Genomic DNA, 16,137 nt, shown 5'->3' on the forward strand with positions numbered 1-16,137 from the left:
TAAAGCGGATGTAATAGAATACAGTTCGTTTAACTAATCAAATAATAGTTTTATAATATAGTAAACGTAGCCCCAATAAAAAGAAACATAAGCGGGGCTACTTTTTTATACCTAAAATCAGTATAAAGGTAGCCTTACTTATGTTTCTGTTAATATGATGAGAATCGATTAGAATTTAAACTTCATACTTGCCGAGTACGTACGACCTGCTGTAGCTTCATCGCTAAAGAAGACGCGATTAAATACATTTTGAACACCAAATTGTAATGTCGCTTCTTTAGATAATTTATAATTTACAGCTACATTAGAAATGAAGTAGCTATCTTCAGAACCGTATTGACCAGTAACATCATCTACAGATTGACGACGGCTTACGTATTGTGCATCCCAAAGAGCATCCCATTTGCCACTAGTATATTCAACACCAGCATGGAATGTATGTTTAGGAATGTCATAATTCACCTCTGCATATTCGCTTGCATTTGTATTAGGAAGTTCTTTATGTTTAATCCGTCCTGTTTGCCATGTGTAGTTTCCAAATACAGACCATTTAGATGACAATTGATGATGAACTTCTAGTTCCACACCGCGGCGAGATTCTTCATCTACGTTATTGTACATTTTATAGTCTACATTGCCACTATTGTCATAATATGTAAGATATTTAACTTTGTCCTTAGTTTTGACATAGAATCCAGAGACATTTAATGTAGTCTTTGTATTCCATTCTTTTTTCAAACCAATTTCAAATGAATCAGAACGTTCTGGATCTAAGTTAGGATTTGCTTTCACAATATCACTATAACGATAGACTTGGCTCAATGGAGGTGGGTTAAAGGAATGACCATAAGATGCATACATATTCAAGGAGTCAGTTACATAATACTCAATGGCAAGCTTAGGACTTAATTCTGTATAAGTGCCGGTTCCATGATTCACTGTATCATATCTGCTATTAGCTTGGTCATAAGTCACATGTTGACCATCGAATTTTTTAAATCTGTCTATACGAAGTCCACTATAAATAGCCCAGTCATGATTAGGACGATATGTATCTTGAACAAATAATGCTAGATTACTTGTAGCGCCTTTGTTGATTTCGTACAAACCACCTGGATACGTAGTGGAATCAAAAGAGGAATGGTTTCTCCAATTCGTTAATTCTCGTCGTTTTTGGTTAAAGCTTTCTTTTTTCCAGTTAAATCCAGCAACAACACTGTGTTTGCCTCTGCGGTCCCATACTTTCTGTACATCTAAATTAATTGTTTTTCCAGGATAGAAGGAGTCATCCCCAGATCCACTATAATTTGGCGTATTTGGGTTAGCAGGGCTAGAGAAACCATCTTTTTTACGATCTAACATATTGAACGTAGCTTGAATCTTATTTTTGTCATTTTTATATTGTAAGTTATGGGAGTGATACTCTTTTAATCCGTCATAACCTAAATATCGACTTGTTCTAAGGGCTACATATTTTTGATTGCTAACTTTGACATTACCTGAAAAAACTGGTTGACCGCCAACTGTAATCGTACTCATTGGATTTTCATAAGCATATCTGTTTTTTGTATATAGATATGAATATGTTAACGACTCTCTATCACGAAGCTTCATCGTAATGTAGGTAGAAAGGCTTTTATTGTCATAGGATTTATCGCCACGACTACCTAATAGATAGGACCCATCTTTTGTTTGCGGTACAGGATTATCTGGTGTAACCGTCACTGTAGTAGGTCTAATGTTGGCAGCTCTGCCAGTAATAAAGAAACCAGGGTATCCATCGGTTTTTCTTTGTTCTCCGGACATACCAACGGAGACGCGATCAGATACACGCGCATCAAAACCTAATTCATTGTTGCGAGTTCCGTGGGAACCATATCCGATTTGTCCATGCCAATGGATATCTTTCACATCTTGTTTAGGTTGTAGCTGTTTCGTTTGAATGCTGATAACACCAGCAACACCTCGACCACCATATAAAGAGGAGCTTGGACCACGTACTAACTCAATTCGATTAATTGAATGTACCGGAATAGTTTCCCAATCTACACTATTATTAAATGTATTATTCATTGGTACACCATTGAGTAATACTAATGTGTTAGTGGAGTCAAAACCACGAATTTGTAATCCTCCATTTGCCTTTTGGCTTTTATAAACACCTGGTAGCATTTGTAAAGCATCAGCTACTGTATCAACTCTGCGTGCTTCAATATCTTTAGCTGTAACTACAGAAACGGAACTTGGTGTTTTTGAAATATCTTCCATTGTTCTTGTAGCTGTTACCGTGATAGTTGGTACTATGGTTTGCTCAGATCCAGCATTGCTGTCAGTAGCATTTACCACTTGACCACTCATAGCTGTCAAAATCATAGAAAATAATACGGCCTTTGACGTGCTAAATCGACCCAAACGCGTTACATTTCGCTTACTTATACTTTTTCTCATACACACGACCCTTTACATTATAAAATAAAAATAATATGCACTATCTTAAGTATATCATTGGACTATATCTTTTAAAAATTCTACATTATGAATACTGGTTATATACTTATAAATACCGATTATATTCAAAAAGCTTATAAAATCAGTGCCTTTGGCCTTCATCTGACTTGTAGTAGATATACTATTTTATGCAAATGCTGCATATTATACCAATAGGGGTATTAGTAAAACTTATAAACATATGAATTTATTTCATTAATATAAAATATTGAACAACTTATAAAATTTTCTTATAATGAGCTTATCTTATGTATATCTTGCAAAATAAAATGTTCTTTTTAGTGAATTTGTATGTATCTATTAGTGAATGTAACTAAGAAAATTTTATGGAGTAAGAGATTGAGTATAGTTATAGAGAAGGAAGAGAGAGACATGTTTACTATGAACAAATTGAATTCTCAACAACAAAATGGCAAGAAGGTAAGACGTGTAAGTGCATCGTTAACGGCTTGTGTGTTTGCATTAACCTTAGGATCTGTTGCCGTGTTAACTGCCCCAACTGTAGAGGCAGCTGGTCAAGTCATAGGCGGCTATGCTGCTGGTAATCAGGCATTAGGTGACGGCAGTGTTGTCGTAAGTGGAGGTAAAGATAAAGAGCCTAATGTTGCAGAAGGTGAAAATAGTGCTGTACTTGCAGGTACGATGAATGCAGCAGAAGGATCATATACAGCTATTGTAGGTGGTTTTAAAAATATAGTTCACGAAGAGATTAAAAGTGGTGCTATTCTTGGTGGTACAAAGAACCAAATTGAAGCTGTTGGTTCTTTAGTGGGTAATTATGCAACAATCAGCGGTGGGGAAGATAATATTGCGTATGGTGAATCTTCTTCTATTTCTGGTGGTAATGCCAATGGTACCTATGGGTTACACAGCTCTATTGCTGGTGGTCGTGGCAATAATGCAGGCGGTGAAATTGGTTCCGTTATTGGGGGATCACAAAATAATGCAGATGGTCATGGCAGTACCCTCGCTGGTGGCTTAGGTAATACCGGTGTAGGCATGTGGTCCTCCGTATTTGGGGGCAGCAAAAATGAAGCTGTAGGTGTTGGTGCGTCCATTCTTGGTGGCGGTGGCCGTGAATTTACAGGTCGCAGATTTGTTAATCATAAAAATATTGCAAATGGTGAATACAGTACAATTGTAGGTAGTCGCGATGGAAGAACTGTAGGAAATGGTAGTACTGTTGTTGGTGGTTCTAATGGTCTAACACTTGGTGTAGCATCTACATCTATCGGTGGCGGATTTACAGGTTCTCATGCAGAGAACAGTTTAGCCTTAGGTCATAAGGCAGGAACGACTGTTAAATATGGCACTGCTATCGGTTATGAAAGCGTAGCTACAGAAGAAGGCACAATTGCATTTGGTCATGATGCTGGTGATGTTTCTGGTTACACAGTAAAATATCCAGATAAAGAAATCACCACACACTTAGGTTATAAAAAAACTGTGCCAGATTATGATAAAGAGCCTACAGTAACGCCTACTACATATTCAGATGCTAAATATAATCGTTTGGTGAAAGTTGCTGATGGTGTTGATGCACATGATGCAGCTACAGTAGGTCAATTGGAAAATGCTATTAGTCAAGTGCAATCAGTTGGTACAAATATAGAAACTACAGTTAATAAAGCGACTGCATCTAGTTATGCATTAGCTGCATTACAACCAAACTTCTCAGAAGGTGAAACTGGATTGGGTGTAGCCGTTGGCTTTGGTCATTATCATGGTAAAACAGCAACTGCTTTAGGTGCTTACTACCGTCCAAACCGCAATGTACAATTTAATGTAGGTACTGTGGTTGGCAATGGTAACCAAGGCTTTAACGGTGGCCTTAGCTTTAAAGTAGGCCCTGAATCTAAAACAGCTCCATCCTCTACAGATGCTAGAATTGCTCAACTGGAAAAACGTATCCAAGAATTAGAGCAAGCTAGAAATAATTAGAAAAAAATAGATTAGATAAAATAAAAGTATTTTATATAGATTTTATCGAGTAGTAGGGAACATCCTTAATGTTTATAGCACTAACTATGAAAATAGTTAGTGCTATTTTATATATATGACTTTTCTGAAGGAAAATAATTCTGTAAGTTTATTCATAAATAGATTTTCATAGAATATGGTTTCTTATATAATATAAATATAAGTGTTACAGCAGACTATAATGGGGGAAATTATTCAGAGGTAAGGGGTTATACTGATGGATGTAAAAATTTTTGATAATATTAATGACATTGTTCGTGATGATATGATTTCTACAATAAATAAGGGGAGTAAGATATCAATAGCTGCTGCTTGCTTTTCAATCTATGCTTATAAAGAATTGAAGGATCAGCTAGAACAAATAGATGAGTGTAGATTTATTTTTACAGCACCGACATTTATTAAAGAAAAAACAGAAAAACAAAAGAGAGAGTTTTATATTCCTAGATTAAATCGTGAAAATAGCTTATATGGTACAGAGTTTGAATTGAAGCTACGTAACGAAATGAATCAGAAAGCAATAGCAAAAGAATGTGCAGATTGGATTAAACGAAAAGCAATCTTTAAGTCTAATATTACTGGGGAGAATATGACTGGCTTTGTAAATGTAACAAGTTCTAATTCTGCTACTACTTATATGCCTATTAATGGTTTTACAACCGTAGATATTGGCTGTGAACGTGGTAATAATACTTATAATATGGTTAATCGTTTTGAATCCCCGTTTGCTGATTCGTACATCAATTTATTTGAAGGCCTATGGAATGATAAAAATAAACTTCAAGATGTTACGGATATTGTTATAGACAATATGACTTCTGTTTATAATGAAAATTCACCAGAGTCTATTTATTTCTTGATTTTATATCATGTCTTTAGTGAGTTTCTAAATGATATCTCCACTGATGAATTACCAAATGAAGCTACAGGGTTTAAACAAAGTAAAATTTGGAATATGCTATATGACTTTCAACGAGATGCAGTACTTGCCATTATAAACAAGTTAGAACGATATAATGGATGTATTCTTGCTGATAGTGTTGGATTAGGGAAAACTTTCACTGCATTAGCAGTTGTAAAATACTATGAGAATCGAAATAAAAGTGTTCTAGTTCTTTGTCCTAAAAAATTAGCAGAGAATTGGAATACATATAAAGATAATTATGTAAATAATCCAATTGCTGGAGATCGACTTAATTATGATGTCTTATTCCATACGGATTTATCTAGACCTGGTGGCTTTTCAAATGGCCTTGATTTAAATCGGTTAAATTGGGGAAACTATGATTTAGTTGTTATAGATGAATCACATAATTTCCGTAATGGTGTTGGCACGCATGCTAATACGGTGGAGAATCGTTATGTAAAACTGATGGATAAAATTATTAGGTCTGGTGTAAAGACAAAAGTATTAATGCTTTCCGCAACACCTGTAAATAATAGATTTATTGATTTAAAAAACCAATTAGCCATAGCTTATGAAGGAGATACCTTCCTTATTGATAATAAATTAGGTACCACAAAATCTATTGATGAAATATTTAGACAAGCACAACGAGCATTTAATACTTGGAGTGAATTAGATGTAGCTGATCGAACAACAGATGCTTTATTAAGAACATTAGATTTTGATTTCTTTGAATTACTAGATAGTGTTACGATTGCACGGTCTAGAAAGCATATTGCAAAATATTACGATACTGCCGATATTGGTAAGTTTCCTATAAGGATGAAACCTATTTCTTTGAGGCCTGTACTTACTAATTTAGAAACAGCTACTAATTATAATCAGATTTATGAAGAGTTAAGTAAGCTTTCCCTTTGTATCTATACACCATCTAACTATATTTTCCCAAGTAAAATTCAAAAATATATTGACCTAACACATAATAAAGGGAATGAGTTAACCCAAACGGGTCGTGAGCAAGGTATTCGTAAATTAATGAGTGTTAATTTGTTGAAACGTTTAGAAAGCTCTGTTAATTCATTCCAACTTACCTTACAACGTATTTATAATCTTATTAATGATACTGTAGACAAGATAAACCGATTTGAGCAATATGGTACAAGTAGTATTGATATGTATGAATCTACTGATACCGAGTGGGATATCGATGATAGTAATACGGAATATTTTACTGTTGGAAATAAGGTTCAAATTGATTTAGCAGATATGGATTATAAAACATGGCGGGCTGAACTTACTTTAGATATTGAGGTATTAAATAGTTTGATGAGTATGTTGAATGTAATAACACCTAAATATGATGGTAAGTTACAATCATTGCTTAAGGTTATATCTGAGAAAATAGAAAATCCAATTAATATTAATAATAAGAAGGTTCTTATTTTTTCTGCCTTCTCAGATACTGCTGAGTATTTATATGAACATGTTAGTGCTTATATAAAGGAAAAATATGGACTTAATACAGCTGTTATAACTGGTTCTATTGATGGTAAAACTACTATTAAGAATTTTAAGGCTACCCTTAATAATGTATTGACATGTTTTTCTCCTATTTCAAAAGATAAATCTGTTTTATTGCCGAATAGTAATGATGAAATTGATATATTAATTGCTACAGATTGTATATCCGAAGGTCAAAATTTACAAGATTGTGACTGTGTTATTAACTATGATATTCATTGGAACCCAGTACGTATCATCCAACGATTTGGTCGTGTGGACCGTATTGGTAGTAAAAATGAAAGTATCAAACTTGTTAACTTCTGGCCTGATATGGATTTAGATGAATATATTAACCTTAAAGGTCGTGTAGAAACAAGGATGAAAATATCTATTATGTCATCAACGGGAGATGACGATCTTATTAACGCTGAGGAGAAGGGTGATTTAGAGTATAGAAAGCAGCAGCTAAAGCGTTTACAGGAAGAAGTAGTAGATATAGAAGATATGTCTACTGGTATTTCTATTATGGATCTAGGATTAAATGAGTTTAGACTTGATCTTTTAGAGTATATAAAAAATCATGGGGATATGGATACAAAACCAAAAGGGTTACATGCTGTTGTTTCATCATCTGAAGAACTTCCAGAAGGTGTAATATTTGTACTGAAGAATGTTAATAACTCTGTTAATATAGATAATCAAAACAGAATCCATCCATTTTATATGGTTTATATTGGTATGGATGGAGAAATTATTTGTGACTATCTAAATCCAAAACAATTGCTTGATGATATCAGATTATTGTGTAGAGGCAAAAAAGAACCGATTGTAGATTTGTGTCAAAAGTTTAATGAAGAAACGAATGATGGGAAAGATATGCAGGAATTATCAAATCTTCTTCGTGAAACAATTTATTCTATTATCGATACTAAAGAAGAAAGTGATATAGATAGCTTATTTACTGTTGGTGGAACCTCCGCACTTATCTCAGTAGTATCTGGCTTAGATGATTTTGAGCTCATTTCTTTCTTAGTAGTTAAATAAGAAGGAGATATATGATGCTAGGTTTATCAAAAGCTACAGAATTTAATCGGCGTATTCCTAAAGCTAAATTCTATGAGAATATAAATATTACGACTTCTTTAAAAAGATTGTTTGTAGATCATGTAAAGAATATTTATTGGAGAAATAAAATTGCGTCTACAACTACTAATTTGTCTGCAGGAAAATACGTAACAGAGATTGAAGTATTTGAAGTCAATCTTAATAGTCCTCAAGTTGATATAGACTTATTAAAATGTATTGATAGTGTAATTCCGTACCATATTCTTTATATCTTAGAATACAATGGTAAGTATCAGGCTTGGATTGGATATAAAGAAACTATGGATATATACAAGAAAAGATCTAAAGTGGATAGATACTATCATACAAATTGGTTTGAAGAAACGGAATTAGTAGTAAGACTTGAAGGTCTTAACCTTGATGATGTATATGAAAACTTAGTACGTCAAATTGCTGGTGATAAGTTACAATCTGATAGTTCTACTGAGAGTTTGAAACAGTCTGTAGAACGTGATAAAGAAATAGAAAGTTTGCAAAAGCAAATTAGTATATTACAAAATAAAATACGAAAAGAAAAGCAGCTAAATAAACAAATAGAAATAAACACTGAGTTGAAGAAGTTAAGAAGTGCATTGGAGAATATATAATGGAAAAAATGAGAATGGAATCAGTAGATATGACTGAAAAAAATATAGAAAAAATGGAATTATTGTTTCCTAATTGTATTACAGAAGCTTTAGATAAAAGTGGAAAGTTAAAAAAGGCTATAAATTTTGAAGTGTTAAAACAAATGCTTTCTGATGAAATTGTGGATGGTGATGAAGCCTATGAGTTTACATGGGTCGGTAAAAAAGCTGCTATCGTTGAAGCAAATAAGTCGATTCGAAAAACCTTACGTCCTTGTATTGAGGAAAGTATTGAATGGGATGATACTGAAAACTTATATATTGAAGGTGATAATCTTGAGGTATTGAAACTTTTACAGGAAAGTTATCTTGGAAAAGTAAAAATGATATATATAGATCCCCCATATAATACTGGAAATGATTTTATTTATAGAGATAACTTTTCATTAAGTATTAGTGAATACGAAGAACAATTAGGCGTATTAGATGAAGGGGGAAATATATTATTTAAAAATACATATAATAATGGTAGATTCCACTCTGATTGGTGTTCCATGATTTATTCACGTTTAATGTTGGCTAGAAATCTCTTATCTAATGATGGTGCAATATTTATTAGTATTGATGATAGCGAATTAGAAAATTTAAAGAAAATATGTGATGAAGTTTTTGGTGCCGATAATTTTATTAATATAATTTCATTAAAACTTAAAAATATAGCAGGTGCTTCTGGAGGAGGACAGGATAAACGATTAAAAAAGAATATGGAGTTTATTCTTCTTTACGCAAAGAATTATAAGGCTATAGAACCATTTGAGAATATTTATTCATATACACCTATTAGTCAATTGGTTGAATTTTATAGGAAAAATGGAATTAGTTGGAAATATACATCCGCATTAGTGAATTCTGGCGATAAAATATATGTTGCTTCAACAATTGATGGAGATGGTAATGAAATAAAAATATATAAACGTGAGAACTATAAGATTGAATCAATTTCATCAATTATGAAATCAGAAAATATAACTGAAAAAGAGGCTTATGATAAATATTCCAATTGTATTTTTCAGACTGCTATGCCACAAAGTTCTATTAGACCAAGAGTAATAGAGAAGCTTAAAGAAATTGGGATAGATAGTGATTTATACTCTATAGAATATATTCCTAAAACTGGAAGAAATAAAGGTAAATTATATGAGCAGTTTTATAAAGGGAAAAATTTCCGTTTATTTGCATGGCTTAGAGATGTAGCCGAAGAAATAGATGGTGTTCTATATAAAAAAGATTTACAAGGAACTTATTGGGATTTTGTAGGAGAAATTAACAATTTAACGAAAGAAGGTGATGTCTCTTTTTTAAATGGTAAAAAACCAGTAAAACTATTGATGCAAATGCTGAAGATGATTACGAATGAAAATGATATTGTATTGGATTTCTTTTCAGGAAGTGCAAGTACAGCACATGCTGTGATGCAACTAAACTTAGAGGATAATGGAAACCGAAAATTTATCATGGTTCAAATCCCTCAAGAAATAGATGATGACTCTGAAAGTACTTATAGTAATATATGTGAATTAGGCAAAGCTAGAATTAGACGGTCTGGTAAAAAGATTTTAAAAGAAAATACAGAAAAAGTGGCTGTTCAAAATTTAGATGTAGGATTTCGTGTTTTTAAGTTAGATGATTCTAATATGACCAATGTATTTTATTCAGTAGATGATTATTCACAAGGCTTACTTTCAAATTTAGAAACAAATATCAAGTCTGATCGTAATGACCTTGATTTATTATTTGGATGTCTTATTGAATGGGGATTACCATTATCTTTACCATATAATTCAGAAAAGATAGAAGGGTGTACTGTACATAATTATAATAATGGAGATTTAGTGGCATGTTTCAATGAAAATATACCAGACTCAGTTATTAAACATATTGCAAAAAAACAACCTCTCCGTGCAGTTTTTAGAGATAGTAGTTTTGCTAATAGTCCTTCTAAAATTAATGTAGGTGAGATCTTTAAGTCCTTAGCTCCGGATACAAAAGTAAAAGTTATTTAGGAGAGAAAGAGATGAAACTACAATTTAAGCATCAAAAATTCCAAGCAGATGCTGCGAAAGCCGTGGTTGATGTATTTGCGGGGCAGCCTTATCTAACTCCATCATATATGATGGATAGAGGTTCTGGATATATCCAGCAATCACTAACAGAGGATTCAGATTTTACTGGCTTTAGTAACCAGAAAATAGCAAAAGAATTAAATGATGAATTAATTCTTAATCGAATAAAGAAAATACAACGAGATAATCAAATTCAATCATCTGATAAACTAGAAGGTAGATATAATTTAACTATTGAAATGGAGACTGGTGTTGGTAAGACTTATACATATATTAAAACTATGTATGAGCTTAATAAACATTATGGGTGGAGTAAATTCATAATTGTTGTGCCCAGTATTGCCATACGAGAAGGCGTTTATAAAACTTTTCAAGTTACACAAGAGCATTTTGCCGAAGAATATGGTAAAAAGATTCGATTCTTTATATATAATTCTGCTCAATTAACTGAAATAGATCGTTTTGCATCTGATAGTTCAATTAATGTAATGATTATTAATTCTCAAGCATTTAATGCAAAGGGTAAGGATGCTAGACGCATTTATATGAAATTAGATGAGTTCAGATCCCGTCGTCCTATAGATATTATTGCAAAAACAAACCCTATATTAATTATTGATGAACCTCAATCTGTAGAAGGGAAACAGACAAAAGAAAGTTTAAAACAATTTAACCCATTAATGACTCTTCGTTATTCTGCAACACATAAGAGTGATAGTATATATAACATGATTTATCGGTTGGATGCATTAGAAGCTTACAATAAACATCTTGTTAAAAAGATTTCCGTTAAAGGAATTACTGAATCAGGAAGTACAGCCACTGAAAGTTATATTTATCTGGAAGGTATTAATCTATCAAAGTCAGCACCTACAGCAACTATTCAGTTTGACTATAAAGGTGCTAAAGATATTCGAAAGATAACTAGAGTTGTTTCGGAAGGCTATAACCTCTATGATAACTCAGGCCAAATGGAAGAATATAAAGAGGGGTTTGTTGTATCTAGAATCGATGGTCGCGATGACTCAGTTGAGTTCATTAACGGGGTAAAGATCTATGCTGGTGATGTAATTGGTAAAGTAAATGAAGATCAACTTCGACGCATTCAAATAAGAGAAACCATTTTATCTCATATTGAAAGAGAACGAGACCTATTTTATAAGGGGATAAAAGTTTTATCTTTATTCTTTATAGATGAGGTAGCAAAGTATAAGCAATATGATGCTTCTGGAGAGCCTATTAATGGTATTTATGCGGATATGTTTGAAGAGGAATATAAGGATATTGTTAATAATCTTCAAACAAAATTTGGTGAAGATGAGTATTTAAAGTATATTAATGCTATTTCTGAGTCTTCTACACATGCTGGTTACTTCTCCATTGATAAAAAAGGAAAAATGGTTGATTCTAAGCTAAAAGATAAAAAAGAGATGACATCTGATGATGTTGATGCGTTTGATCTTATTATGAAGAATAAAGAACTTCTTTTAGATAGAGACCCTAAGAAATCTCCTGTTAGATTTATCTTTTCTCACTCAGCTTTACGTGAAGGCTGGGATAATCCAAATGTCTTTCAAATTTGTACATTAAAACAAAGCAGTAGTGATGTGCGTAAACGTCAAGAAGTAGGTCGAGGCCTTCGTCTTTGTGTCAATCAAGATGGAGAACGCATGGATACGAATGTACTTGGTAATGATGTACATAATGTAAACGTTCTTACTGTAATAGCTAGTGAAAGCTACGATAGTTTTGCAAAAGGCTTACAGGCTGAAATTGCTGAGGCGGTTGCTGATAGACCTAAATCAATCACGCCTGAATTATTTATTGGAAAAGTAATTAAAGATATTCATAATAATGAACAGGTTATAGATGATAAATTGGGACGTGCTATTCATTTTGACCTTATTGTAAATAGATACATTGATAAAACTGGTGCTCTTACTGATAAATATTATGACGATAAGTCTAGTGGTCTAATACAGGTTGCTGATGAAGTAGCTGACTCCAGAGATGCAGTTATAGGAATCATTGATTCCATTTATGATGCTAAATCAATACAATTTGAAAATGCACGCAGTAATAATGTAGAGCTACACTTAGACGAAGATAAAGTTTCTATGCCTGAATTCAAGGCATTATGGAAAAAGATAAACTCCAAATCAGTGTATATCGTTGATTTTGATACGGATGAGCTTGTTAGAAATGCAATTTTAGCTTTAGATAGCAAACTTCGAGTTTCAAAACTTTTCTATAGAGTTGAATCTGGTACAATGAAGCAGATTAAATCAAAAGAGGAGTTAGAAACATCAGGTTCTTTTGTAAAAGAATCTGCTTCAACTTATGGAAGTAAAAATGCTGTAAACGCTAATGTTAAATATGATTTAGTCGGTAAACTAGTGGATGAGACCGGACTTACTCGAAAAGCAGTTATACAAATTCTTCAAGGTATTGAAACTGCAGTATTTAATCAATTCAAAGATAATCCAGAAGAGTTTATTATTAAAGCTGCATCACTTATAAATGACGAAAAAGCAACAGCAATTATTGAGCATATTACATATGATGTATTAGATGAAAAATACGATACTAATGTATTTACAGATCCAACAATTAAAGGACGTTTAGGCACGAATGCAATGAAAGCTAATAAGCATTTATATGATCATATTATTTATGACTCAACAAATGAGAAAAACTTTGCATCTGAATTGGATATAAACTCTGATGTAGCTGTCTATGTTAAATTACCTGACGGATTTTATATTTCTACGCCGGTTGGTCGTTATAATCCGGATTGGGCTATAGCTTTTTATGAAGGTACAGTAAAACATATTTATTTTATTGCTGAAACAAAAGGATCTATGAATTCAATGCAACTTCGTTTGATTGAAGAATCCAAAATACATTGTGCAAGAGAACACTTTAAAGCAATCAGTAAAGGAGACGTTGTTTATGATGTTGTTGATAGCTATAAGTCTCTACTTGATATTGTGACTAAGTAAAACTAAATAGATATTTTATCGGGAGGATAATAATGGGAGTTAGTAAGTTGATTAATTTATAAATGGAGATGATTCTTTGGCTAATTATGCATATAGAGATAAAGAAAGACGACAAATAATATTAGCAAATGAGGCTCTTGAGGAAGATAGGAATAAGTCATTTTACTGTCCAAATCCACGATGTAATAGTAAATTATTTATATGTGCTGTTGATGGCTCTCGGAAAGCATATTTTCGAGCAACTAAATCTGCTTATAAACACATTGATAATTGTCCTTATGCAAATAGTTCAGTCACTTTTGATGAGAAGATATTTAATCAGTCAAATTTTTCTTTTGAAAATGCAATACAAAATCTTTTAGTTGAGAATAACTCAAAACCTGTAATGAGTGACTCTAAAAGCACTTCTTGTGGTGAACATATTAATCATACATTAATAACAATTAGGCAGATATATTCTATGTGTAAACAATTTCCTCCTAATTACTCATATGGAAATGAGAAAATTGGGAAAATGATTTTAGACGATAGAACTGAATACTGGTATCCTAAAGGTGTTTTTGGCTTTAAAATAATTGAGTCTTGTGTAAAAGGTCGCTTTTACGATAATGATAAAAATGAGATTTATTTAGTAGCTCCTATAGCAAATCCCAATTATCATTTTATATTATCTATTCCTGATATAAACCTTTATAGAAAAATAAGAAATATGGTATTTGAAAATAAAGATAAATTTATTATAGTTGCTGGACAATGGAATTTATCTAAAGCAGATGGAAGGACAATAAAATCAATTATACATAGTAATAAACAAATAACTATTATATAATAATAAATAATTTATCGATTATAGATTTTGTTTGGGGATTATATTTTATTTTGAAATATAAAGGTAATTAGGGCGGGTGTTATATGGAATCAGAAACTATAGTTATTCCACCAGAAGCAATTGAAGTTGAAACTTTATCTGAGTATCAATCGGACTTATCGGAACATTTTAATGAACTTCCCAAAGTTGCTAAGTCACTATTAAATGAGGCTAATAATTTATTTTCTAAAATTGAGAATTTATTATATACTACTCCAACTTTAATTAATGTTGTTAAGTCGGCTTTTCCCGATACAATGATACAGGCTGTTCTTACTAATGAACAGAAAGAAAAAATAGCTAAAGGTGTACTAGAGCTAATGACTAAGAAAGATGGTACTCTTTTGGCGACTCTTGTTGATCCTAAAACGAAAAAAGTTATTCATCAGATTCCTCTAGAGTCTATAAAGGTTGGACCTGAAATATCTCAAGCTATGACAAATTTTTCAATGCAAATGCAAATGGCTCAAATTGCGCAGCAAATTCAAGTAGTACAACATGCTATTGAAGAAGTACGACGTGGTCAAGAGTTTGATCGTTTAGCTACAGCCTATAGTTGTCAACAAAAGTTGCTTCAAGCATTAGAAATTAAGAGTCCAAGTTTAAAGGAACATGCTTTAATGCAATTAGTTTCTTCTGCTGAAGATAGTAGAAATCTTTTAATGCTTAGTCAAAAATCAAATATAGAATTTATAAAAAAACAACCTGAAAGCTCCTTTAAAAAATTATTTTCATCTATATCAACAGAAGAAAATGATAAAAGGATAAGTGATATCAGAGAAAGCCTTAATGCAGTAAATATGGTATCATTTGTACAAGCGATGGCCTATCAAAATCTTGGTGAATATGAGGCTGCTAGGATGAGTCTGACTTATTATGCTGAATTTATTAAAGATACTTATACCTCAAATCCAGACTTGTTAGATAGATTAGATATGGTTGATCCAAGCACTGAAAATTATTGGACCAAATCATTACCAGTTATCGAGGAAAAAATTCAAAAACTTCCATATGGGTTTAGTGTGTTAGAAATTAAAAAGATTAAAGGGAGACAAAAGAAAAATGATAAACGAAAATGTAAAGCGAATTTGTAAAGGAGAAGGTTGTAAAAAGGAATTACCTGTTGGGTATAAATACGAGAAATGTGAGTCATGTCGAAATAAATTTATTGAATCTGGGCAAGATATATTTAAGTTTGGTGTGACAGCACTAGCAGCTGTTGCATTATTTGTTATGAGTAAAAAATAATTGGTTTAAATCGCAATATGTAATTAAATAATTTCATATATATTGTTTAATTAACATAGATAGGAAAGACTTAATGTAGTACTCTGTAATTTAAATTTTTATATAGTTCATATAATTAATAGCAAAACCCTTCGCTATGATGCGAAGGGTTTTGCTATACGCTAATACTTATAAATGCAATATAGTTGAACTAAATATTAGTTTGCTTATGAAGAAGGGTGCAGCTTGTATAGTTGTACCTTTTTCTTTACATAATTTTTGGTAGAAACTATATTATTTACATTCATTGATTAAATTGATTTTCATA

9 protein-coding genes are annotated in these 16,137 nt (G+C 32.2%); 8 read left to right on the plus strand and 1 reads right to left on the minus strand.

The window, feature by feature from the left end; genetic code table 11:
* Window positions 1-168: 168 nt before the first annotated feature.
* Entirely contained in the window at window positions 169-2,448 is a 2,280-nt protein-coding gene (locus VEI_RS03615; protein ID WP_059361959.1) for a TonB-dependent receptor, read from the minus strand.
* 441 nt (window positions 2,449-2,889) lie between these two features.
* On the opposite strand from VEI_RS03615, the gene VEI_RS03620 reads away from it, so the two are divergent.
* From VEI_RS03620 to VEI_RS03655, 8 genes are all read left to right on the plus strand, one after another.
* Window positions 2,890-4,449, plus strand: coding sequence for a YadA-like family protein (locus VEI_RS03620; RefSeq protein ID WP_223209318.1), 1,560 nt, complete (start codon window positions 2,890-2,892; stop codon window positions 4,447-4,449).
* 256 nt (window positions 4,450-4,705) lie between these two features.
* Window positions 4,706-7,942, plus strand: a complete 3,237-nt coding sequence (locus tag VEI_RS03625) for a helicase-related protein (RefSeq protein ID WP_059361961.1) — start codon at window positions 4,706-4,708, stop codon at window positions 7,940-7,942.
* A gap of 11 nt (window positions 7,943-7,953) precedes the next feature.
* Window positions 7,954-8,610 (plus strand): DUF4391 domain-containing protein, encoded by a 657-nt coding sequence (locus tag VEI_RS03630; protein ID WP_223209319.1) that lies wholly within the window; start codon window positions 7,954-7,956, stop codon window positions 8,608-8,610.
* Window positions 8,610-10,652 (plus strand): site-specific DNA-methyltransferase, encoded by a 2,043-nt coding sequence (locus VEI_RS03635; RefSeq protein WP_059361963.1) that lies wholly within the window; start codon window positions 8,610-8,612, stop codon window positions 10,650-10,652. Before VEI_RS03630 ends, VEI_RS03635 begins: the two co-directional genes overlap by 1 nt.
* A gap of 11 nt (window positions 10,653-10,663) precedes the next feature.
* Window positions 10,664-13,714: a type III restriction-modification system endonuclease gene (locus VEI_RS03640; RefSeq protein ID WP_059361964.1), complete on the plus strand. Its 3,051-nt coding sequence runs from the start codon at window positions 10,664-10,666 to the stop codon at window positions 13,712-13,714.
* A gap of 76 nt (window positions 13,715-13,790) precedes the next feature.
* Window positions 13,791-14,543: a hypothetical protein gene (locus VEI_RS03645; protein WP_059361965.1), complete on the plus strand. Its 753-nt coding sequence runs from the start codon at window positions 13,791-13,793 to the stop codon at window positions 14,541-14,543.
* Between the two features lie 83 nt (window positions 14,544-14,626).
* Window positions 14,627-15,676, plus strand: coding sequence for a hypothetical protein (locus tag VEI_RS03650; RefSeq protein WP_059361966.1), 1,050 nt, complete (start codon window positions 14,627-14,629; stop codon window positions 15,674-15,676).
* Window positions 15,645-15,830, plus strand: a complete 186-nt coding sequence (locus tag VEI_RS03655; protein ID WP_059361968.1) for a hypothetical protein — start codon at window positions 15,645-15,647, stop codon at window positions 15,828-15,830. Before VEI_RS03650 ends, VEI_RS03655 begins: the two co-directional genes overlap by 32 nt.
* The last annotated feature ends 307 nt before the right edge of the window (window positions 15,831-16,137 follow it).

Origin of the sequence: Veillonella tobetsuensis (assembly GCF_001078375.1) — a bacterium.
In the GTDB taxonomy this organism is placed as follows: domain Bacteria; phylum Bacillota; class Negativicutes; order Veillonellales; family Veillonellaceae; genus Veillonella; species Veillonella tobetsuensis.

Excerpts from the sequence above, each read along its gene's own strand:
- VEI_RS03655 (WP_059361968.1), top strand. The coding sequence starts at position 15,645 with ATGATAAACGAAAATGTAAAGCGAATTTGTAAAGGAGAAGGTTGTAAA.
- VEI_RS03615 (WP_059361959.1), bottom strand. The coding sequence starts at position 2,448 with ATGAGAAAAAGTATAAGTAAGCGAAATGTAACGCGTTTGGGTCGATTT.
- VEI_RS03620 (WP_223209318.1), top strand. The coding sequence starts at position 2,890 with ATGAACAAATTGAATTCTCAACAACAAAATGGCAAGAAGGTAAGACGT.
- VEI_RS03640 (WP_059361964.1), top strand. The coding sequence starts at position 10,664 with ATGAAACTACAATTTAAGCATCAAAAATTCCAAGCAGATGCTGCGAAA.
- VEI_RS03630 (WP_223209319.1), top strand. The coding sequence starts at position 7,954 with ATGATGCTAGGTTTATCAAAAGCTACAGAATTTAATCGGCGTATTCCT.
- VEI_RS03650 (WP_059361966.1), top strand. The coding sequence starts at position 14,627 with ATGGAATCAGAAACTATAGTTATTCCACCAGAAGCAATTGAAGTTGAA.
- VEI_RS03625 (WP_059361961.1), top strand. The coding sequence starts at position 4,706 with ATGGATGTAAAAATTTTTGATAATATTAATGACATTGTTCGTGATGAT.
- VEI_RS03635 (WP_059361963.1), top strand. The coding sequence starts at position 8,610 with ATGGAAAAAATGAGAATGGAATCAGTAGATATGACTGAAAAAAATATA.